The sequence below is a fragment of the Neorhizobium sp. S3-V5DH genome, from assembly GCF_004343065.1.
GTDB classification, from domain to species: domain Bacteria; phylum Pseudomonadota; class Alphaproteobacteria; order Rhizobiales; family Rhizobiaceae; genus Neorhizobium; species Neorhizobium huautlense.
The window spans coordinates 75831-96117 of sequence record NZ_SMCL01000022.1 but is presented as its reverse complement, the minus strand read 5'-3'; the positions used below and the strand labels follow the sequence as shown (position 1 = coordinate 96117).

Genomic DNA, 20287 nt, shown 5'->3' with positions numbered 1-20287 from the left:
GCGCTCGTCGCCGTCATGCGAAAGATGATCATCATCCTCAACGCAAGAATGCGGGAACACCACGCTAACGCGATTGACACCTAACACCGTTGCTTCTTTTTTTGCCTGGAACGGATCCTCGTCAGCCGGAGGATGCGCCGGTGAAAACCGCCAGCTGAGCGTCGAAAGCACGCCTGTAGGCGGGCCGCGCTTCACCGCGCGCCACATAGGCGGAGAGGTTTGGATATTCCTGCAGTATATCCGATCCCTTCAGCCTGAGCAGCACTGATACCATCAGCAGGTCGCCGGCGCTGAAGGCGCCATCGAGCCACTCGGCATCGCCAAGGCGGCCGGAAAGTCCGTCGAGCCGGTCGCGGATGCTTTCCCCGAGGACGCGCAGGCGCTGCTCGTACCAAGGCTGGTCGCGCTCGAGGATTGTCGCGAGAGCGCGTTCGAAGATCGGCGGCTCTACAGTGTTGAGCGCTGCAAACATCCATGTGATGGCGCGCGCCCGCGCATTGGCATCGTCCGGCAGCAGGCCCGCATGGCGCTCGGCGATATGGAAGACGATCGCCCCCGACTCGAACAGGGCGAGATCACCTTCCTCATAGGTCGGTATCTGTCCGAAAGGATGAAGCGCGAGATGCGCCGGCTCCTTCATCGCCTTGAACGAAAGAAGACGAACGTCGTAGGGCTGGCCCACTTCTTCCAGCGCCCAGCGGACGCGCATGTCACGCGCCAGCCCCTTGCCTCGATCGGGCGACCGCTCAAAGGCGGTAATGGTAATCGTCATTTGTGCTCTCCCTAGCCTGTCTCCCTTGAAGACGACCGGCCAAACGGGGTTCCGACACGAATGGCCGAGATAATCTCCGCGTCCACTCTCGCACGGAGAACTTCGCCTCATGGATGCCGCGACCCTAAACCATTTGATTGAGTTGACTTGCAATCCCCCTGATGACCTCCTGTCGCGGCAGGAAGAGACTGGTTCCGACTCGGGCGAGATTCCGATCTCTTTTCGATGAAGCCGGCTGGTCTTGCGTATGGTGGGGACTCGCGTCTCGGCGGACCAGCGCGAGCCCCCGTCCTTCCGAAGGCGAAAGCCTATCCCGATTGGCGGCCCTAAGACCTGCGCTTTACCGGCAGCGCATGTTTCCAGGCCGTCTCCAGCGCATTGAGAAGATCGGCCTCGTTCAGTTCGGAAAGAATGGCCGTCGTCCAGCCCTGCCGCCCCCAGGCGTTGCCGACGGGAGAAAAGGCGGTTGGCAGGACCGTGCATTTCAGGCTTTGTTCGTCAGGTTTGAACTTGAAATTCGCCGTCAGGCCGTCTCCGGCGAGCGTCACGTAGATGCGTGCCACCTTGAAGGCCGCCCTGTCGAAATGTGGCGCCTCGACGGTTCCATCGAGAGAAAGGGCAAGGCGGCGGAGCATCTCGGCGTCTGCCATGGCAGTATCAGCTGCAGAAGCGCCGGCCGCTCTTGCGCGAGCGGAGATCGAAGTGGAAATGGTTCCAGTGTTCGGCATTGCTGCCGGGACCGAGAACCGTGCTGAAATATTTGCAGCTGTCGCTACGTACCGATTTCAGCAACCCGCCTTCGCGGAAGGAGAAAAGCCCCTTCTTCCGCACATCGATTTCGTGGCCGTTCTTCAGCACGATCTGGCCAATGTCGATGGCATTGCCGCGCGCATGTTCCGACATCGGGTTGTAGCGCTGGCGGCTGTTGTTCATACGACGGCAGGAATAACCTCCCATGGGCACGATTTTGCGCACACCCGTCAGGTAACGAGTGCGAGCCGAAACGGCGAGCTCGTTCTTCACCCATTTCGCAAAGGCAAGCGTCGTCTGGCAGTTCAGGGTAACGGCGGGTTTTACGTCGATATTGCCGGACAGTCCGGCAAGCTTGACAGGGTAGTTGATGCCGCAGCTCGGGCCGTTGGAAATGCGCGGCAGGTCGTTGAATTCCACGCCAAGGCGGCGCAGCTCCGTCCGGCAGCTGACTTCCGACTGCGGCATGGCGCCTCTGAGCCACGGCTGATCGCGCTGGCTCATCGGCCCGCTGTCGTTCATCGGGTTGTTGGGGCGCAGCATCGCCACTTCCTGGGTATCGGCGGCGGGCGCGCGGCTTGGCGGAACGATGCGGGATCCGTCGCCCCAGACCATGCCGCCGTTTGCGCCATCTCTCTGCAGTCCGGCCCCCTGGCGCTTCGGCGGAACGACGACACGATCATCCGACATCGGCTGGGAGATCGGCTGGCGGCGCGGCTGCAACGCCACCGGCTCGTCAGTGCCGATCCCGTCGACCACGGGCTGATCGCCGACGCCTTCGGCGATGTCGGTATCCTGTTCTTCGGCAAGGCCGGTGATATCGCTTTCGTCCGGTCCAAAACCCAGTTCGGCGTCCATGTTGACGCCTTCTTCCGGAATGACGTTCGACCCGCCGGACGGATAGGTGTTTTGCGCGGCGGATGCCTGCTGCAATGCCTCATCGCTGTCGATCATCGGCAAACGGCCCTGCCGCGGCGGAGAGCCGCTATGAGAGCCTGACCATGCCGGATTGAGAGGCGCCGACTGCACCTGGTCAGGCACCCGCAGATAATTGCCGCTGTCGCCGGTATAAGCATCCCCCGGCCCGGATGCACCGCGCGACGAATATCCGTAATCGACGGAACTGACCTGCGAAACCGGCGCCCGGCTCATCTGGTAGGCCTGCTGCGACATCGGCTCGGGCGGAAGGGATCGCGTCGGCTGGATCGCGCCGACGCTGGTAGCGCTGTCGATCGATGCCGGCGGCACTAGATCCCCGGAGGAACAGGCGACCAGCATCGACGACATCATCAGCGAGGTTACGACCCGCCGGGAAAGGGAAGCATACGCCATACCAGTTGCCACTCTTCCGGTGCCGAAATGACACACATGACGAGTTTAGGCAGTGTCGGTAAACGAAGGCTTGAGAGATCAAGGCCTTTTCAAGGCTTTTAACGGTCGGAGCGGTTCTCGGCCACCGTCTGAATGATGACCTTCCTGTCGGCAGGCGGCGCTCACCGTTTGATCGGCGTCAAAAAGCCGCCGGACTTTCATCCGGCGGCTCGGTTGATGATGGCGCGGCTGTCAGGCAGCGCGATAACGGGTGGTCGAGCCGTAGGCAGCGCCCCGACCGGCATTGTTGTCCAGCGTGAAGGCCGCGAGCAGATCCTGCAGGTGAAGGCTCTGGTCCGCAAGCGTCTGGCTCGCCGCCGTGGTCTCTTCCACCATGGCCGCATTCTGCTGGGTCATCTGGTCCATATGGTTGACGGAGGAATTGATCTCCTGCAGCCCGGTCGCCTGTTCGCGGGCGGCGGTGGCGATCGTGTCGACATGCGCGTTGACGCGCTCGACAAGCGTGGCGATCTCGACCAGCGCGTCGCCGGTCGAGCGCACCAGCGAAACACCGCCTTCGACCTCGCGTGCCGAATTGCTGATCAGCGTCTTGATCTCCTTCGCCGCATTTGCGGAGCGTTGCGCAAGCTCGCGCACTTCCTGGGCAACGACTGCAAAGCCCCTGCCCGCTTCCCCCGCACGCGCCGCCTCAACGCCGGCGTTCAGCGCCAGCAGGTTGGTCTGGAAGGCAATCTCGTCGATGACAGAGATGATCTGGTTGATACGGTTCGAGGATTCCTCGATACGGCCCATGGCGTCGATCGCGTTGCGGACGATCTGGCCCGAACGGCCGGCGCTTTCCTTCGTCTCGCTCACCATCTCGCGCGCCTCGTGCGCACGTTCCGATGCGGTACGCACCGTTGCGGTGATCTCGTCGAGCGCGGCGGCGGTTTCCTCAAGGGCCGCTGCCTGCTGTTCGGTGCGCTTGGAGAGATTGCCGGTGGCGCTCGAGATATCGGCCGCACTGTCGCGCACCACGAGGCTCGTCTCGGTGATCGCGCCGATCGCACGGTGCAGCGAGCCCACGGCGGCGTTGAAGTCGTCGCGAAGCTTTGCGTAGTCTTCGCCGATATCGCCGAGCGATACGGAAAGATCGCCGCCGGCTAGGCTTTCCAGGGCACGGCCGAGTTCGCCCATGGCACGCGCCTGACGCTCGGCCGAAGCCGAAAGCACACGCTCCCTGCCGGACCGCTCCTCGGCAAGCGCACGGCTCTGGTCTGCTTCGCGAGCCTGCAGCTGGCTGCGCTCCTCGACCGAGTTTCTGAGAACCACGACGGCGCGAGCGATGTCGCCGATTTCGTTCTTCTGTTCGGTACAGGGAACGGAGACGCCCACCTCGCCGGCCGCGATCGACTGCAGCACCTGCTTGACCTGGCCGATCGGCCTGGTGACGCTTCTGACCACGAAAGCTGCGCCGCCGATCAGGACCAATGCGCCGACGGCGAAGATCGCGCCGAAATTGATCGCGTCACGGCGGAACATGGCGTGCAGATCGTCCACATAAACGCCGGTACCGATGATCCAGCCCCAGGGCGCGAAGCCGGCCACGTGCGAATATTTCTCCTGCGGCTGCTCAAAGCCCGGCTTCGGCCAATAGTAGTCCACGAAACCCTTGCCCTGGGCCTTCACCGTGTTGGCGAACTCGACAAACAGGAACTTGCCGTTCGGGTCTTTGTCGCCGGTAAGATCCTTGCCGTTCATTTCCGGCTTGATCGGATGCATCACCATGCGCGGCGTCATGTCGTTGATCCAGAAATAGCCGGTCCCTTCGCCGTAACGCATGCCGGCGATGATGGCCTTGGCTTCGGTCTGGGCCTGCTCGCGTGTCATCGTGCCGGCGGCTTCCAGCCCCTGATATTTCTTCAGCACCGTGAGCGCGGCATCGTTCATCTGCGCAAGGCCCGCCTTGCGCTCCCGCTCCGACGAGGCATAGCTCTGGAACAGGCTGAATGTCATCGCCCCCCCGAGGATGACAAGCGACAACAGCACAAGACAGTAAAGCCGCCAGGAAATTGTAAGACGTTGCATGAGGTCCCCCTCCATTTGAAGTTCGTCAAATTCTAATGACCACTGGTTACTAGGGGGTGAAGGACGGGAAACCTTGCCGAGGGCGCGAATTGAGGAGCCGATAATTGCCTGCTGAACCGGATAGGCTTCCGGCCGCATCCGCCCTAATCTCTGCATGGAGGAATCAGAACGGACAAGAAAGGGAACAACAATCATGACCGACAATGCCAGGCCCACCGGGGAGCTGACGCTCCGCACTCTCGCCATGCCTGCGGACGCCAATGCGGCGGGGGATATCTTCGGCGGCTGGGTCATGGCGCAGATGGACTTGGCGAGCGGCATCCGCGCGGCCGAGCGCGCCCGCGGCAGGGTCGTGACTGCGGCGGTGAAGGAGATGGCGTTCCAGCTGCCGGTGAAGATCGGCGACACGCTCAACGTCTATACCGAGATCACCCGCGTCGGCCGCACATCGATTACGCTGAATGTCGAGGCATGGGCGCACAGGGCGCGCTATCGATTCCTGGAAAAGGTGACGGCCGGCACCTTCATCATGGTGGCGCTCGACGAAGACGGCAAACCGACGCCGGTTCCTGAGGAGGAATAAGCCATGGATGCCGCGACCACTGCCGAAACCTTCACGCATATCCGCGTGGTGATGGGCATGGTGGTCAGCCTTGGCCTGGCACGGCTGCTGAACGGTCTCGCCGGCATCGTGCAACATCCGAAAGCCGCCCGCGTCTACCTCATCCATCTCGGATGGGTGGCGTTCATGTTCCTCTTTCTGGTCCATTTCTGGTGGTGGGAACACCGGCTGCACGCCCTGCCCGTGATCGGCTTCGCGGCCTATCTGTTCCTGATCGGCTTCTGTGCGCTCTTCTTCTTCCTCTGTGCGCTACTCTTCCCCACCTCCATGCAGGACTATGACAGCTACGAAGACTATTTTCTTTCGCGGCGGAAATGGTTCTTCGGTTTCCTCGCCGGGTTGCTGATCACCGATATCGTCGACACCCTGATCAAGGGCCGCGACTATTTCCTGTCGCTCGGCTTCGAATATCCGGCACGCACCGCGCTCTATGTGGCGTTGAGTGCGATCGCGATCGCCACCGCGAACCGCCGTTTCCACGCGGCCTTCGTGGCGTTCGCGCTCGCCTACCAGCTCTACTGGATCTTCCGGGTCTACGATCTCCTCACCTGAGGGAGATCACCCTTTGAGATAGATCGAGGACCGGTCGAAGGCGAGGCCGGGAAAGACCTTGCCGGTCAGATTGTCCGGATCGATGCCGAACTGCCTGTAGAGCATGGCGGCGGCTATCTCCCGCACGTCGCCGGTCGGCATCAGGTCGCGCCGGTCGAGCAGATGATCGTCGCCAAGGCCCGGCCATTGGCCAAGAACCTTACCGCCCGAGATGGCGCCGCCGGCCAGCACCGCAAGCCCGCCGGTGCCGTGATCGGTGCCGTTGGTGCCGTTTTCGCGCACCGTGCGGCCGAATTCGGTGATCGCCAGCACGACCGTCTTTCCCCATGCCTCGTCGCCCAAAGAGGCTTTCAGCGTGGTTATCGCGGTCGAGAGATCGCCGGCGGCTTTTCTAAATTGCGCCTTCTGGCCGACATGGGTGTCCCAGCCGTTGATCGAGAAGCTGGCGATCCGGTAGTCCTCGCGAAGCATGCCGCCGGCAAGTCGAGCCATTTCGGCAATCCCTGACCCGCGCTTGGCGTCGCCATAAAGGGCATCCGCCGACATGTCGGTCTTCTTTGCCTCCTGCATCGCCCTGGCGAAGGCCTCGTCCCCTTCATAGAGGCGATCGAGAAAGGCGATCTCGTCTTCGGCAAGTGCGAAATTGCTCTGGGTCGACCAGGAGTCCACGTCGCTCGGACCGCTCAGGATGAGCTCCATCGAAGTGTTGATGTCGATCGCCTTGCGGGCGTCGGAGCGGGGGATCGCAGAAAGCGCGCGGTTCAGCCATCCGGTCCGCTCCGCCTTGTCGCTGCCGCCGGTCTCCAGCATGTCCTGCCCGTCGAAATGGCTGCGCTGGTCCCGATAGGGCGTCGAGACCGCGTGAACGAAAGACAGTTCCCCCGCCTGCCAGAGCGGCATCAGCGCGGAGGCGGCCGGGTTGAGGCCGAAGAAACCGTCGAGATCGAGAAGGCCGGTCTGGGGTGTCAGGCCGAGCTTCGGCCTCAGTGTCGCAAAAGCGGGATCGCCGTAGGGCTGCACGAGATCGAGCCCGTCCATTGCACCTCGCAGGACGATCGTCACGAACCGGTTGTCGCCCGGCGTGGCGGCCAGGGTAACCGGGGTCAGGATGGGCGCGGCGGCGGCGCAGCAGGCGCCTGCGAGAAAACCGCGCCGCGACAACAGGAAATTCTGCTGCAAGGTCATTTTCATCTCCTGTTGAATTCGGGTGAGGCGAGAACCATGGTGATGCCGTGCACCTTGTTCGGCGCCTGCGAGACGATCCTCTGGGTTTCGGGGCGGACGGCATCTCCCAGCGCGGCGGCGAGAAATTCGGACGGCTCCATCTTCTGCCCGAGGATCCGGGCGACCATCCGCGACCAGGTGATCCGCTCGCTCAGCTGGCTCGGTGACAGCCACACGCCGGCCTCGTCGGCAAAGCCCGCCGGGCTCGGCGGCTGCCAGACCGGCTGACCCATGCGCTGCAGCGCGCCGAACGTCAGCGCGTTTGCCCGCCCCGCTTTTCGCTTTGCGTTCTCCTTCGCCCTCACCCCCGCCATCTCCATGGCTTTTTCCACCGGCCCCTCGTCCTCGCCCTCCATATCGCGCAGAAGTTCGGCAAAATTCTTTTCCGGCAGGTCGAACGCCCGGAAACCGGAGACGAGAAACTCGAAGGGCTGCTTGATCTTCTGCCCGGGATCCGACCAGGCGCGCGGATGGGTCAGCATGGCGCGATAGACTTCGGTCAGGTTGCCCTGGCTCTTCGTCCAGGCGTCCACCATGGACGAGACCACCTCTTCCGGTGGATCGTCGGCGATGAAGTGGCGGGCAAGCTTGCGGGAGACGTGCAGGGCGGTCTTCGGATTGGCAGCGAGGTCTTCCAGCATCAGGATATGATCCTGACCGTCGCCTTCATCGTCTTCGTAGGAACGGCCGAGAAGCGAAACAGGGCCGGCTTCAGCCAGCCGCGGACGATAGACGACTTCCAGAGCCCGATTGTCGACCGAAAGGCCGGTGAGGATCAGCGCGGCAGCGCGAACGTCGTCCTGGGTATAGCCACTGCCGGCGCCGAGCGTGTGGAGTTCGAGCAGCTCGCGCCCCAGATTCTCGTTGAGCCCGCGGCTGTTCTTGCGGCCGGCGACCGAATCCGGCCCGACGCTCTGGTTCTGGTCGAGATAGATCAGCATTGCCGGATGCAGGATCGCGGCCTGGAGTAGCCCTGAGAAGGAACCGCCGATATTCGGACGGATCGACTGCGCCTCGTAAAGCGGCACGATCATGCGCATCGGCAGCGACTTCAGGACGCTCGTGGAGAAATGATCCACCCAGAAGGTCGCAAGCCTTTCATAAAATCCGAGCGGGGAATGGATGGCCTGGGCAATGCGGCCCATGGCGTCCTGTCGATAGATGCGTTGGGCCTGGCGCTGCGTCTCCTTGCGCAGATCCGCATTCGGATTCCCGGCCTTGGCGGCCTTCGCCTCCGCCGCCCTGACCGAAAGCACCCGGGTAGCGGTCTCGATCCGCCCCGTCAGCCCCTCGCGGGGGAAACGCGGCTTTTCCGCCACGCCTTCCTCGATCTGTGCCAGCAGCGCATCGGCGTCGGCGGGCAGTTCTTCCCCCGGGCGAAGACCATAACCGAAGCGGATGGCGGCCAAGGTCGGGATAGAAGGATTCATTCGATCATTTCCTCGTTGGACCATGATCAGGGTCCCCGACAATTGTGGTGGAAAGGTTCATAAATTGCGGCCATTTCGCGACATGGAGAATTTGTAATGCTGCGGACGGCATGTCGCCTTCAAACATCTACAACCCCCAACTCCCCTTTTGGTTGCAGGCGGTGCGTTTTCAATCGGCAATACCTGTGGTCTTATGTATTTCTCGGGGGAACTTGAATGATACGAAGAACTTGTCGTGCCGTTGTGATGATGACTGCAGCAACGGTTGCGCTTACTGGCTGCACTCCATCGATCGCCGGAGGCCCAAACCTCGCGCAACACAACAGGGTCACCGCAACTTATTTCGCTGGCGGCTACGCGCCGTCGCGCCTGGCGGCCTATCATTCCGCTGGTGATTTCGACAAAAAGGCGCTTCGCAATTCGATCGTCCTCAGCGCCATGGGTTCGATCGATGTGGAGTATGCGCGCTTCTCTTCCGAACTGACGCAGGAAGGCCAGGGCGTTCCCTTCGCCGCGACCATTGCCAGCCTGTCACTGAGTGGTGCGGGAACCCTCGCTGCAGCAAAGGCCACCAAGACCGCGCTGGCTGCCGTGGACACCGGCCTCAAGGGCGCGCATGCCGCCTATGACAAGAGCATCCTCTCGGAGAAGACGATCCAGTTCCTGCAGAAGCAGATGCGCGCCAACCGGAACCGGGTGCGCTCGTCGATCATCGACAAGCTGCAGCTGGATACTGCGGCCTATCCGCTCGAACTTGCGCTGATGGATGTCAATGACTACGCCTCGGCGGGTACGATTACTGCGGGATTGATCGGTATCGACGAGCAGACCTCGCAGGTTCTGGCCCTCACCGAGGCCACCAGGACCGAGGCCATCTACCCCTATGCCGCAGATGACGCGAGCGCCCTCATCAACAGCTATATCGACCGCAATCCTGACGACGCCCCCCGGACGCTCAAGAACTGGGTCGCCCGACACAACATAGCCAGGGTGACGGATTTCCTGAACGACGCGCGTTTTGCCGCGGCGCGCCGCCAGTTCGTCCGCGAATACGGGCTGAAAGCACCGGGCTGAGTCTTGGCTATCTCGAATGCCGCCCTCAACCGATTCCTGGGAGGAGAATCAGATGATAACGATCACGGGCGTGCCAGAACGGGAGCTGCCCAACGTCCTCCGCAGCATTTCGATCGACGGCCTGACCGTCATCTCGATCGAAAAGACCGCGGACGGCACCTACACCATCATCTATGGTCCGGACGCAGCTGCGACCCCATCCAATCCCACGGGGTCACCTCGCCAGGGAGCCGGGGCCAGGGGGATGAAGAAATAACCTGTTCGCTATCGGGAAGGACGATCCGGCGTAGAGCCCGGGCTGAGCGGCTTCAACTTAATTTCGGCCCGTCATCGAGCGCGTTTGCTGTACCCGACCTGCTCCGAGCGGGTACAGCATTTCGACCTAAACCTTAGACCTGCCGCAAGCCGCCGTCGACGCAGAGTTCGGCACCAGCGATGTAACTCGCGTCATCGCTCAACAGGAACAAGGCGGCCGCAGCCACTTCTGAAGGCCGCGCCATTCGCCCCATCGGGATGGGAGCGACAATGGCCGCACGCATGTCTTCCTGAACCGAAGCCATCATCTCCGTATCGGTTGGACCGGGTGCGACGACGTTGACGCGTATACCTCTGGGTGCGAGTTCCCCCGTCCAGGTTCGGGCATAGGAGCGCACGGCTGCCTTGGTAGCGCAATAGGTTCCGTATGACGCGTAGCCCGCGCTACCGGCGATGGAGCCGACGAGGACGACCGACCCACCTTCCGTCATAACGGGTAGCGCCGCCTGCAAGCCGAAAACCATTCCGCGGACGTTGACGTCGAAGTGGCGGTCGAAATGTTCAGGCGTTATGTCGGCAATCTGGGCAGGCTCGGAGAGGCCTGCATTCAGGACAAGCGCGTCGATACGCCCACAGGCTTGGCGCACCTGTTCGACGGTCTTCACCATATCTTCAGGCACACTGGCATCGGCGGCAATGCCAACCGCGTCATTGCCGATGCCCTTGGCCGCCTTCTCAGCATCGCCGCTTCTGCGACTGGTTATGAAGACCTTTGCCCCTTCAGCCGAAAGCCGCTCTGCAATTGCCAAGCCGATACCCTTCGCGCCCCCGACGACGAGGGCAACCTTGTTACTCATTCGAGCCATCGTAAATCCTTTCAAGTGATGGTCTCGCCATGATATACGTCAGATATCTGGTATCAATTACGCACCTTAAGTAGCCTAGATATGGACGAGTATACCGACCTGGAAGCACTTTCTCACCGCGCCTTGTGCGACATGGCGCAGGTTCGCCCCGTGCTCGACAAGATCGCTGACAAATGGACGATCCTGATCCTGACAGTGATCTGTCCCAAACCCTCGCGCTTCAACGAGATCAAACGGCGTCTCGACGGGATCACGCACAAGGCTCTTGCCGACGCTTTGAAGAGGCTTGAGCGGAACGGTCTTGTGACGAGAACCGTACTGCCAACGCAGCCGATCGGCGTGGAGTATGCAATTACTCCACTGGGTCATTCACTGCGGGAGCCGTTTGAAGCACTATGTTCATGGGCAGCCGCCAATGGCGACAAGGTCGAGGCAGCCACGCTGCGCTATGACAACACGGGAAATCGTCGCTGACGATGTTGCTATGACCTCATCTGGCGCGCGATTCAGCCACGATCTGCCGGCCGGCGGTACCGCTATCGAATTCCGTAGGAACGTCCAAATTCGTCGGTCGGGATTGCACCGATATGCCGGGCATCGGGAGATTCCTTTTTAAATGCGGGAACACTGATAAGTTTTATCGGGTTGGGGGTTACGGATCGCCTTTAAAGGAATCTTATAGGTGATCGGTGATCTTGCGATGTTGCCTGCGATTATCCGACGGAGCTTATGGAAGAGGATCTGAAAAACGACGGGGCTGACCGGTCTCTGGACATGGACGTCCGGCGGGCCCAGGCTTTCACGATCCTCGAGCGCCTGCGCTCGACACTCACGACCAATGCCGTGATCTCCGCTTCCGCGCTGTTCGTCTCGACACTCGGCCATGGTCTGGTGTTTTCCACAACCGTGTGGTTCGCCTCCGTCATCGGCGGGCTCTTCCTGCGCGCATTCCTGGGAGCGATCCTCAAACGTTGGCAGACGGCCGAACACGACCCCCAGCAGGCGCTCGACGTGCTGACGGTGGGGGCGCTGACTAGCGGCACCACCTGGGCCATGCTTCCGCTTTCGGTGCCCGACTTCAATCCCGTGGGCGGGGATAGCGGGCTCTATCTCATCATGTGCGGCATGGCGACCGGTGCCGTCATGATGGGCGTGGGATATAGTCCTGTATCGCTGGCATTCGCTTTGCCTCCCCTCGCCGCCGTCGTAATGTCGCTTGCAGCCCACGGCGATGCGAGCGGCTGGCTGGTTGCCCTCAACGTCGTGGCGCTGACGTTGGTTCTGATCCGCAGCAGCCGCATGAGCCAGGCCATCTTCGTCGATAACGTACGGGCCAAGCTCAAGGCGACGGCCCTGGCCGACTCCCTCTCCTCCGCCAATTCGGACATCCTGCGCGCCAATTACCGGCTGGAGGTGCTTGCCAATTGCGACCCCCTCACCGGCCTTGCCAATCGCGCCGCCTTCAACGCAGCCCTTTCCAACGGAATCTCCTCGGCGGCCGAAGACGGCACCCAGCTTGCTCTCCTCATTCTCGATCTTGACCGCTTCAAGTCCATCAACGATACGCTCGGCCATAGCGCCGGCGATACGCTGCTTGTGGAAGTGAGCGACCGGCTACGTTCGACGATCGACGGCAAAAGCATCATCGCGCGGCTCGGCGGCGACGAATTCGCCATGATCATCGGCGGAGCGGACGCAGCCGCCCAGGCGCGCGGCCAGGCGGAACGAATTTTGGAGCGGAGCCGTCAGCCTGTCATGCTCGACGGAAAGGCGACCGTCGTCGGCACCTCGATCGGCCTCGCCGTCTTTCCCGATCATGCAGACACAGCCGAGGATCTGTTCATCTGCGCAGACATGGCCCTCTATCGGGCAAAGGACGGGGGACGCCGCCAATGGCGTGAATTCGAACCCACCTTCCGCTCGCAGGCCGACCGCCAGCACCAGATCGAACAGGAACTCCGCGAGGCGCTGGCGAGCGGCGACATCCACGCCTGGTTCCAGCCGCAGGTCAACCTCGCATCCCAGGAGATTACCGGTTTCGAGGCGCTGGTGCGCTGGCACCACCCCTATCTCGGGCCGATCGCGCCGCCGGAGATCGTTCATGCGGCGCAGGCCACCAACCTCTGCGACAAGCTCACCGCCGCGGTTGCCGGGGCGGCCTGCCGGCTGCTGAACAGCCTGCCGGCGCTTGGCCTGCCGAAAGCCACGGTGGCGATCAACGTCTCGCCGCGCGAATTTGACCTCTACAGCGTCGCAGACGTGCTGGACCGCATCACCACGGCGCACCGGATCGACCCGACCCTGTTCGAGATCGAGATCACCGAGGAGGCGATTCTCGACACCCTGGTCGCCGGCGAGCAGCTGAAACGGATCGAGCGCTCCGGCTACAAGCTGGCGGTCGACGATTTCGGCGCCGGCCATTCCTCGCTCGCCTATCTGGTGCAGCTCAAGGTCGACCGGCTGAAGCTCGACCGCCGCTTCGTCACCGGCATTCACCGGAGCCGCCAGAACCAGGAGATCGTCGGTGCCATGATCGGGCTCGGCCGGGCGCTGTCCATGGACGTGGTGATCGAGGGCGTCGAAACCGAGGAGGAGGCGGATGCCCTGAAATGCCTCGGCTGCTCCTGCGCCCAGGGCTATTTCTTCGGCCGGCCGATGCCTGCCGACCGGATCGCCGGCTGGATCGAAAGACGACGCACGCTCGGCAACCGCGCCGTCGCCTGAAGGCCGCACCGTTTCCCTTTTGTACTCGTTTTGTGGCCGCGCCCCCTTTTCTTCGGCGCGATTCCTCTCCATATTCGCCGCATGGCCAGATCCCCGAAAAAGTCGCCCGCCTCGCCCCGTGAAAACAACGCAGGTTTCGAGGAAGCCCCGCACTCGTCCTTCGAAGGCGCTCCGCTGTCCGGCAGCGTTTCCGACTGGGTGAAGCAGCTCGAGGCGGAGGCGGAGGCCTCCTCCGTCGAAACGCAGCGCGAGATCGCCTCAAAGGCCGGCAAGCACCGCAAGAAGATCGAAATCGCGGCCCGCGAGGAAGCCATCCGGCAGGCCGCCAAAGACGCGCCGAAAACAGCCAAAAACACCACCGCGTCGAAGACCGCCCGCGGCGTGTCGATCGGCGCCTCCTCCGATCCGAAGACCCGCGCCGCAGCCGGCCTCAATCCGGTCGCAGGCCTTGACGTGTCGCTGGAGGAGGCCAGGAACTTGGCTCCGGGCGCCGTCACCGCCACGGTTGAGGCGCTGTCGAAGCTGATCGAGAGCGGCAATCCGCTGTTCAAGGACGGCAAGATGTGGACGCCGCACCGCCCTGCCCGGCCGGAAAAGTCCGAAGGCGGCATTCCGATCCGCATGGCGTCGGAATACCAGCCCGCCGGCGACCAGCCGACCGCCATCCGCGATCTCGTCGAGGGCATATCGTCGGGCGAGCGGTCCCAGGTGCTGCTCGGCGTCACCGGCTCGGGCAAGACCTTCACCATGGCCAAGGTGATCGAGGAAACCCAGCGCCCCGCCGTCATCCTGGCGCCCAACAAGACGCTCGCGGCGCAGCTCTATTCGGAGTTCAAGAACTTCTTCCCCGACAATGCGGTGGAATATTTCGTCTCCTATTACGACTATTACCAGCCGGAGGCCTACGTCCCCCGCTCCGACACCTATATCGAGAAGGAATCGTCGATCAACGAGCAGATCGACCGGATGCGCCACGCGGCCACCCGCGCCATCCTGGAGCGCGACGACTGCATCATCGTCGCCTCGGTCTCCTGCATCTACGGTATCGGCTCGGTCGAGACCTATACGGCGATGACCTTCCAGATGTCGGTCGGCGACCGGCTCGACCAGCGCCAGCTCCTGGCCGACCTCGTCGCCCAGCAATACAAGCGCCGCGACATGGATTTCCAGCGCGGTTCGTTCCGCGTCCGCGGCGATACGATCGAAATCTTCCCGGCCCACCTGGAGGATGCGGCCTGGCGCATCTCGATGTTCGGCGACGAGATCGACGCGATCACCGAATTCGACCCGCTGACCGGCCAGAAGACCGGCGACCTGAAATCGGTAAAGATCTACGCCAATTCGCACTACGTCACCCCGCGCCCCACCCTCAACGCCGCGATCAAGTCGATCAAGGAGGAGCTGAAGCACCGGCTCGCCGAGCTCGAAGCCGCCGGCCGGCTGCTGGAGGCCCAGCGGCTGGAACAGCGCACCCGCTACGATGTCGAGATGATGGAGGCGACCGGCTCCTGCGCCGGCATCGAGAACTATTCGCGCTATCTCACCGGCCGCCGCCCCGGCGAGCCGCCGCCGACCCTGTTCGAATACATCCCGGACAATGCGCTGATCTTCATCGACGAAAGCCATGTCACCATTCCGCAGATCGGCGGCATGTATCGCGGCGACTTCCGCCGCAAGGCGACGCTTGCCGAATACGGTTTCCGCCTGCCGTCCTGCATGGACAACCGGCCGCTGCGCTTCGAGGAATGGGACGCGATGCGCCCGCCGACCGTCGCCGTCTCGGCCACCCCCGGCGCCTGGGAGATGGAACAGGCCGGCGGCGTCTTCGCCGAACAGGTGATCCGCCCGACCGGCCTCATCGATCCGCCCGTCGAGGTTCGCCCGGCCCGCAGCCAGGTGGACGACGTGCTCGGCGAGATCCGCGAGACGGCCGCCAAGGGGTATCGCACGCTCTGCACCGTGCTCACCAAGCGCATGGCGGAAGACCTCACCGAATACCTGCACGAACAGGGCGTTCGGGTCCGCTACATGCATTCCGACATCGACACGCTGGAGCGCATCGAGATCATCCGGGATCTGCGCCTCGGCGCCTTCGACGTGCTGGTTGGTATCAACCTGCTCCGCGAGGGCCTCGATATCCCCGAATGCGGCTTCGTCGCCATTCTCGACGCCGACAAGGAAGGGTTCCTCCGCTCCGAAACCTCGCTCATCCAGACCATCGGCCGCGCCGCGCGAAACGTCGACGGCAAGGTCATCCTCTATGCCGACAAGGTCACCGGCTCGATGCAGCGGGCGATGGACGAGACCGCCCGCCGCCGCGAAAAGCAGATGGCCTATAACCAGGAACACGGCATCACGCCGGAATCGGTGAAGGCGAGAATTTCCGACATCCTCGATTCCGTCTACGAACGCGACCATGTGCGCGCCGACATTTCCGGCGTCTCCGGCAAGGGCTTTGCCGATGGCGGCCACCTCGTGGGCAACAACCTGCAGGCGCATCTCAACGCGCTCGAAAAGGACATGCGCAACGCCGCCGCCGACCTCGACTTCGAAAAGGCCGCGCGCCTGCGCGACGAGATCAAACGCCTCAAGGCCGCCGAACTGTCGGTCATGGACGATCCGATCGCCCGGGATGAGGCCCGCAGTCAGGAAGGTGGCAAAGGCGGAGCAAGAGGCCGCCGAGAGGCGATCTCCCCCCTTGAGGGGGAGATGGGCGGCAGCCCCTCCCTCTTCGCCAAACCGTCCCTCGACGACATGGGCCGCGACATCGCCGAACCAGCGAAAGCATCGCTCTTCCGGAAAAACACGCTGGACGAAATGACCGTCGGCCGCACGGAAAAACCGGTCGACAAGAGGCGTGGAGCGGCGGAGGCGCGACAGGGATCGGAAGAAGGCAAGGCTCCCGAAAAACCGCAAACCGAACCCGGCAAGCGCTTCTCGCCCCTGCTCGAAGGCCAGCCCGAGCGTGACGACGGCTCGTCATCCTCGGGCGAGCGCTCCTCGGGTTTAACCCGAGGGGAGACCCGAGGACCGCTCGTCAGAGGAAAAGTCGGCGCCGGCTCCTACGAAGATCCCGGCGAGCAGAAGCGCAAGAGCCGCACCAAAGGCAAGACCGGCCGGCCGGGACGGTGAGGCATATGCGACGCTATACCTCTCCCCTGGTGGGAGAGGTTACAAAATCACGATCTTAGCGCAGCTAAGTCGTAGATTTTGTTGGTGAGGGGTAAGCCCTTCGTGGTCGATCTTGATCCCCTCACCTGCGATTTCCAGCCCCTGACGAAAGCTGAGACACTGAAATCGCTTCCGCCCCTCACCCGAAGCTTTCATCGATATGCTGCACTTGCTGCGAGATCACGTTGTCGATCACCACATGCGAAAGCAGCGTCGGACCGACGGCCCAGAGCGCCCGCATATGGTCGGTATCCTCGTGACGCCGATGCGCCTCCTCGCTGGTAAAGGCTTCGGCCAGCAATATCCTGTCCGGATCGTCAGGCATGGGCACCAGCTCGATGTAAAGACAGTCCGGATCGAGCCGGCTCTTCTCCAGATGCTCCCGCGCCGCCTCCAGATATTCCGCCCGCTTTCCGGGCTTGGTGGTGAAGAACCCGACGATGATTTTCATGGCGGTGCTACCTCTCCTTCGTCATCCTCGTCCTCGGACTTGATCCGGGATCAGCCCGAGCACCCAACGACACCGCCCGTCCGGTCGTCGGCGACGGGGGCGGCGTCGGCAAGGGGCAGACGAAGGGGAAGACAGCCAGACCGGGCGGTAGATCGCCATACATCTACTCCCACACACGCTGTGATGGAAATTGGCACACTCGCGCCAAATTATACCTCGTTAAATTTATCCTCGCGAGATTAGAGCCGCGGTATTCCACGAATTCACTTTCGGCGGCGAGAGTCTTTACCGTCGGAAATCACTGCCGGTTTCTCCCTGAAATAACAGCTCACTGAACGACTTGGTCACGTTTTCGTGGCGCGCTGCTTCAGCGTTCACAAAATCAAAGAAATGCATCACCTCAAGCTCTAAATATTTCATCATACCTGTTTTGCTAAAAGCCTGCAGAAGTTCATGATTGTATTCAGTATTCACCCCTAAAAACGTCATTCGACCGTCAACAAATTTGCCATTTACAACATTTATCTCTCTCACCTCGAGAGATGAAGTAACAAAATCGAGAAAATCCTGATCAAGACGCCTAAATTCTTGAAAAAAACTGTCATCGTAATTTGGATGAGATATCCTTCTCATATTTTGATAGAAATCATAAATATCCCCATTCATTTTCCAGTGATAATCGCTAAATACTTTTGATTTGCGCTTCCTCTTTTCTTCCTCGACTGGGACCCTTGGATAGAGATCCACTTCCAGATTTGTGAGTCGAAGAAATTCGTTAAGAAGCGCCGACCGGCGCCGCCGGTCGAAGAAGGCAGAATATTTTTTCCGCATTGGCACCAGGTAGCCCCCTCTGAAGAGGTCGACATTAATATCGTAGACCATCTGTAATACGGAATCTGTATACCTTCCCGAAAACGACGCAAAAAGCTTTTCTAACCTTCGACTAGCAACACGAGCTATACAATTTGCCGCAAAATACTCCTGAAAACTTCGATGTGTAAAACTATAAGTTATACCTTCTCTTTTTAGAAGGCACAAACTCTCCAATAAGTCATTTATAAACGCCTCATTAGAAACAGAGCAATTCTCCATAGATTTCGAAGAATCTATAGTTTTATTCAGATCCTCATCGCTGAATTCAAAATTTTGCTCATAGTAACTTATCAAACAAAAGTAGGAAATAAGGCGGACAAGCTCTTGGCGCTCCATACCAGTATAAAGTTTTCGCTTGTACCCACCTTTTGTGAGGTCATGCCTCATATAAAGAGCTTCGAATGCCTGCTCGTAAAACAAGAACATTCTTTTTGGAATGTCTTGATTGTATGAGAATGTCAGCAACATCATGTAGGCCAACAGAGGAGTTGTAAGAAACGTCTCGTGCGTCTCATACAAAATATCCAGCTTTTTTAGGAATCTATTTATATGCTCTTCGTCATATGGTGCTTTGCTTATTAATTCAACCACCTGATTTCTATTCAAGGGCTTAACCGAATAGGTGTCAAACTGGTGCCAGCCCTTAAATCGCTCATCCGGGCGGCTTGTCACAATGATCGTAACAGCAGGATTTGACGATCTAAGCTGAAGGATCATCTCTTCAACTTTCGGGCGCTGATCATGATTTATCTCGTCAAATCCATCTAGAAACAATACAAACTCGCCAGCTTTCAGAGCTCGATTGAAGCTTGCTTGAGATATAGATGACCCTGATTTAATAATAGAATGAAATATAAAATCTGAGATATTATTATGAGTGTAAAAATTTAGTTGCCGTAACTCCAAAAAGAAAGGTATCTTTCCTCTAGAATCCTCAAAGAAAGAAAGCCACAAATAGCGCATAAACATAGATTTTCCGCCACCACCGGTTCCGGTTATAACAGCAGCACATCCCTTTTTTACTTTTTCCACCAAAGAATACTGATCTACGGAAACATCATCGACTTCAAAATTCTGATCAACATAGAGAGATAGCATTTTTTCTGTTTTTTTGTCGCTAAGTATGGTTTTAATTTCCATACATTTATTGAATGTACTAAGCATATGGTCGCTTAAATCTGTCTTTATTTGCTCCGCATCCGAAGATAGGAGCTTTACTTTTTTTGAAAGGTAATCCACGGCAAGTTTCGTAATAAGACCGCTAAATCCTTTTTCTGCGATGGATAGCGCGAATGCTTCAATGGTCATAAAATCCTCCACAGGAATTCCCTCTAAAATTGCAGGGCGTTAGGTCTAAGTCCATAAAAAACTGTGATTGAATAAAACTGCGCACAGCTCAGTTTGATTTTTCTCTGCTTGTGTTCATCAGAACAGAATCTCAGCCCACCCCGCGTTAAACCTCCCTCAGCCGGCCGGTGGCTATATCTCCCCCGCGCGAACGGAAGGGAGAACCCATGGCGATGATCGGCTTCAAGAACACCCATAACCAGGATGTCTATGTCAATCCGGCGCAGGTGCTCTATGTCACGCCCTTCGAGGACGGCGTTTCGATCATCGCTTTCGCCATGGCCGGCAGCGGCGGCAAGCCCGTCCCGCTTTATGTCCGCGGCGGCGTCGATGCCGTGCAGCAGCGGCTGAACGGCAAGCCCGCCCGCTGAACCGTGCCACGTTTCCCGCAGAAGACCGGCTTTCCGGACGCTGCCCGCGCCCCCTCGGGCGGGGACGATCCTGCGCACCTGCTCCAATGTGATCAACCGCTTGCGCGAAATCTCGTCCGCGCCCATCCCCGTCCCCTCGCTCCATGCCTACACTCTCCCCGTCCCGCATCGGATACACCGGAAGGCGTTCCGGCGAGGCGGGGCCGGCGCCGGATGCAAGGAAACGACGTAAGTCCTTGCACCTGGGGTTCGCGGAAAATGGTCTCCCTCCGGCGACACGGGGAGAGATGAGCGGCTGCGGACCGGCCCTCGTCTCTTGATGCCCGAAGAAGCGCGCCGGGCGTGCCTGTGCGGCACACATGGTGGCCCGAAGGATGGTTTCGCCGGACTTTTTGAAGTCCGTCCG

17 protein-coding genes are annotated in these 20287 nt (G+C 60.4%); 8 read left to right on the top strand and 9 right to left on the bottom strand.

What is annotated here, in order from left to right; genetic code table 11:
* Positions 1-121: 121 nt before the first annotated feature.
* From EDE09_RS23175 to EDE09_RS23160, 4 genes are all read right to left on the bottom strand, one after another.
* Positions 122-772 carry a glutathione S-transferase family protein gene (locus EDE09_RS23175; RefSeq protein WP_112798215.1) on the bottom strand — a complete coding sequence of 217 codons (651 nt, stop codon included), beginning with the start codon at positions 770-772 and terminating at the stop codon, positions 122-124.
* A gap of 326 nt (positions 773-1098) precedes the next feature.
* Positions 1099-1422 carry an MmcQ/YjbR family DNA-binding protein gene (locus EDE09_RS23170; RefSeq protein ID WP_112798217.1) on the bottom strand — a complete coding sequence of 108 codons (324 nt, stop codon included), beginning with the start codon at positions 1420-1422 and terminating at the stop codon, positions 1099-1101.
* A 7-nt stretch (positions 1423-1429) separates the two neighbouring features.
* Entirely contained in the window at positions 1430-2854 is a 1425-nt protein-coding gene (locus EDE09_RS23165; protein WP_132413030.1) for an extensin family protein, read from the bottom strand.
* 231 nt (positions 2855-3085) lie between these two features.
* The gene (locus tag EDE09_RS23160; protein WP_112798368.1) at positions 3086-4921 is read right to left on the bottom strand and encodes a methyl-accepting chemotaxis protein; all 1836 of its coding nucleotides are present in this window, start codon (positions 4919-4921) and stop codon (positions 3086-3088) included.
* 193 nt (positions 4922-5114) lie between these two features.
* Between EDE09_RS23160 and EDE09_RS23155 the strand changes: the two genes are divergently transcribed.
* Entirely contained in the window at positions 5115-5504 is a 390-nt protein-coding gene (locus EDE09_RS23155; protein ID WP_105372563.1) for an acyl-CoA thioesterase, read from the top strand.
* A 3-nt stretch (positions 5505-5507) separates the two neighbouring features.
* Entirely contained in the window at positions 5508-6095 is a 588-nt protein-coding gene (locus tag EDE09_RS23150) for a hypothetical protein (RefSeq protein WP_112798221.1), read from the top strand.
* A 6-nt stretch (positions 6096-6101) separates the two neighbouring features.
* On the opposite strand, the gene EDE09_RS23145 is transcribed toward EDE09_RS23150, so the two are convergent.
* Entirely contained in the window at positions 6102-7280 is a 1179-nt protein-coding gene (locus EDE09_RS23145) for a DUF1501 domain-containing protein (RefSeq protein ID WP_112798223.1), read from the bottom strand.
* A gap of 2 nt (positions 7281-7282) precedes the next feature.
* Positions 7283-8749, bottom strand: a complete 1467-nt coding sequence (locus EDE09_RS23140; RefSeq protein WP_112798225.1) for a DUF1800 domain-containing protein — start codon at positions 8747-8749, stop codon at positions 7283-7285.
* 216 nt (positions 8750-8965) lie between these two features.
* Here EDE09_RS23140 and EDE09_RS23135 point away from each other — a divergent pair, with 216 nt between their 5' ends.
* Positions 8966-9823 (top strand): hypothetical protein, encoded by an 858-nt coding sequence (locus tag EDE09_RS23135; protein WP_132413028.1) that lies wholly within the window; start codon positions 8966-8968, stop codon positions 9821-9823.
* A 52-nt stretch (positions 9824-9875) separates the two neighbouring features.
* A complete protein-coding gene (locus EDE09_RS23130) occupies positions 9876-10079 on the top strand; it encodes a hypothetical protein (RefSeq protein WP_112798229.1) in 204 nt (67 codons plus the stop codon).
* Positions 10080-10212: 133 nt separating this feature from the next.
* Here the strand turns inward: EDE09_RS23130 and EDE09_RS23125 are convergent, their stop codons facing one another.
* Entirely contained in the window at positions 10213-10944 is a 732-nt protein-coding gene (locus EDE09_RS23125; protein ID WP_112798231.1) for an SDR family oxidoreductase, read from the bottom strand.
* An 81-nt stretch (positions 10945-11025) separates the two neighbouring features.
* Here EDE09_RS23125 and EDE09_RS23120 point away from each other — a divergent pair, with 81 nt between their 5' ends.
* The 3 genes from EDE09_RS23120 to uvrB all read left to right on the top strand — a co-directional run bounded on the left by EDE09_RS23120 (position 11026) and on the right by uvrB (position 16800).
* On the top strand, positions 11026-11418 hold the full coding sequence (locus EDE09_RS23120; protein WP_132413026.1) for a helix-turn-helix domain-containing protein: 393 nt from the start codon (positions 11026-11028) through the stop codon (positions 11416-11418).
* 255 nt (positions 11419-11673) lie between these two features.
* On the top strand, positions 11674-13668 hold the full coding sequence (locus EDE09_RS23115) for an EAL domain-containing protein (RefSeq protein WP_112798234.1): 1995 nt from the start codon (positions 11674-11676) through the stop codon (positions 13666-13668).
* Positions 13669-13749: 81 nt separating this feature from the next.
* Positions 13750-16800: an excinuclease ABC subunit UvrB gene (uvrB, locus tag EDE09_RS23110; RefSeq protein ID WP_132413024.1), complete on the top strand. Its 3051-nt coding sequence runs from the start codon at positions 13750-13752 to the stop codon at positions 16798-16800.
* 178 nt (positions 16801-16978) lie between these two features.
* Here uvrB and EDE09_RS23105 read toward each other — a convergent pair whose 3' ends face one another.
* Together EDE09_RS23105 and EDE09_RS23100 are read right to left on the bottom strand one after the other, a co-directional pair.
* Positions 16979-17290 carry an antibiotic biosynthesis monooxygenase family protein gene (locus EDE09_RS23105; protein WP_112798236.1) on the bottom strand — a complete coding sequence of 104 codons (312 nt, stop codon included), beginning with the start codon at positions 17288-17290 and terminating at the stop codon, positions 16979-16981.
* Between the two features lie 285 nt (positions 17291-17575).
* On the bottom strand, positions 17576-19471 hold the full coding sequence (locus EDE09_RS23100) for an NACHT domain-containing protein (protein WP_132413022.1): 1896 nt from the start codon (positions 19469-19471) through the stop codon (positions 17576-17578).
* Positions 19472-19677: 206 nt separating this feature from the next.
* On the opposite strand from EDE09_RS23100, the gene EDE09_RS23095 reads away from it, so the two are divergent.
* Complete coding sequence (locus tag EDE09_RS23095; RefSeq protein WP_112798240.1) at positions 19678-19881, top strand: hypothetical protein; 204 nt, start codon at positions 19678-19680, stop codon at positions 19879-19881.
* Positions 19882-20287: the final 406 nt, after the last annotated feature.

Coding starts and splice junctions, on each gene's coding strand:
- EDE09_RS23175 (WP_112798215.1), bottom strand. CDS start 772: ATGACGATTACCATTACCGCCTTTGAGCGGTCGCCCGATCGAGGCAAG.
- EDE09_RS23170 (WP_112798217.1), bottom strand. CDS start 1,422: ATGGCAGACGCCGAGATGCTCCGCCGCCTTGCCCTTTCTCTCGATGGA.
- EDE09_RS23165 (WP_132413030.1), bottom strand. CDS start 2,854: ATGGCGTATGCTTCCCTTTCCCGGCGGGTCGTAACCTCGCTGATGATG.
- EDE09_RS23160 (WP_112798368.1), bottom strand. CDS start 4,921: ATGCAACGTCTTACAATTTCCTGGCGGCTTTACTGTCTTGTGCTGTTG.
- EDE09_RS23155 (WP_105372563.1), top strand. CDS start 5,115: ATGACCGACAATGCCAGGCCCACCGGGGAGCTGACGCTCCGCACTCTC.
- EDE09_RS23150 (WP_112798221.1), top strand. CDS start 5,508: ATGGATGCCGCGACCACTGCCGAAACCTTCACGCATATCCGCGTGGTG.
- EDE09_RS23145 (WP_112798223.1), bottom strand. CDS start 7,280: ATGACCTTGCAGCAGAATTTCCTGTTGTCGCGGCGCGGTTTTCTCGCA.
- EDE09_RS23140 (WP_112798225.1), bottom strand. CDS start 8,749: ATGAATCCTTCTATCCCGACCTTGGCCGCCATCCGCTTCGGTTATGGT.
- EDE09_RS23135 (WP_132413028.1), top strand. CDS start 8,966: ATGATACGAAGAACTTGTCGTGCCGTTGTGATGATGACTGCAGCAACG.
- EDE09_RS23130 (WP_112798229.1), top strand. CDS start 9,876: ATGATAACGATCACGGGCGTGCCAGAACGGGAGCTGCCCAACGTCCTC.
- EDE09_RS23125 (WP_112798231.1), bottom strand. CDS start 10,944: ATGGCTCGAATGAGTAACAAGGTTGCCCTCGTCGTCGGGGGCGCGAAG.
- EDE09_RS23120 (WP_132413026.1), top strand. CDS start 11,026: ATGGACGAGTATACCGACCTGGAAGCACTTTCTCACCGCGCCTTGTGC.
- EDE09_RS23115 (WP_112798234.1), top strand. CDS start 11,674: ATGGAAGAGGATCTGAAAAACGACGGGGCTGACCGGTCTCTGGACATG.
- uvrB (WP_132413024.1), top strand. CDS start 13,750: ATGGCCAGATCCCCGAAAAAGTCGCCCGCCTCGCCCCGTGAAAACAAC.
- EDE09_RS23105 (WP_112798236.1), bottom strand. CDS start 17,290: ATGAAAATCATCGTCGGGTTCTTCACCACCAAGCCCGGAAAGCGGGCG.
- EDE09_RS23100 (WP_132413022.1), bottom strand. CDS start 19,471: ATGACCATTGAAGCATTCGCGCTATCCATCGCAGAAAAAGGATTTAGC.
- EDE09_RS23095 (WP_112798240.1), top strand. CDS start 19,678: ATGGCGATGATCGGCTTCAAGAACACCCATAACCAGGATGTCTATGTC.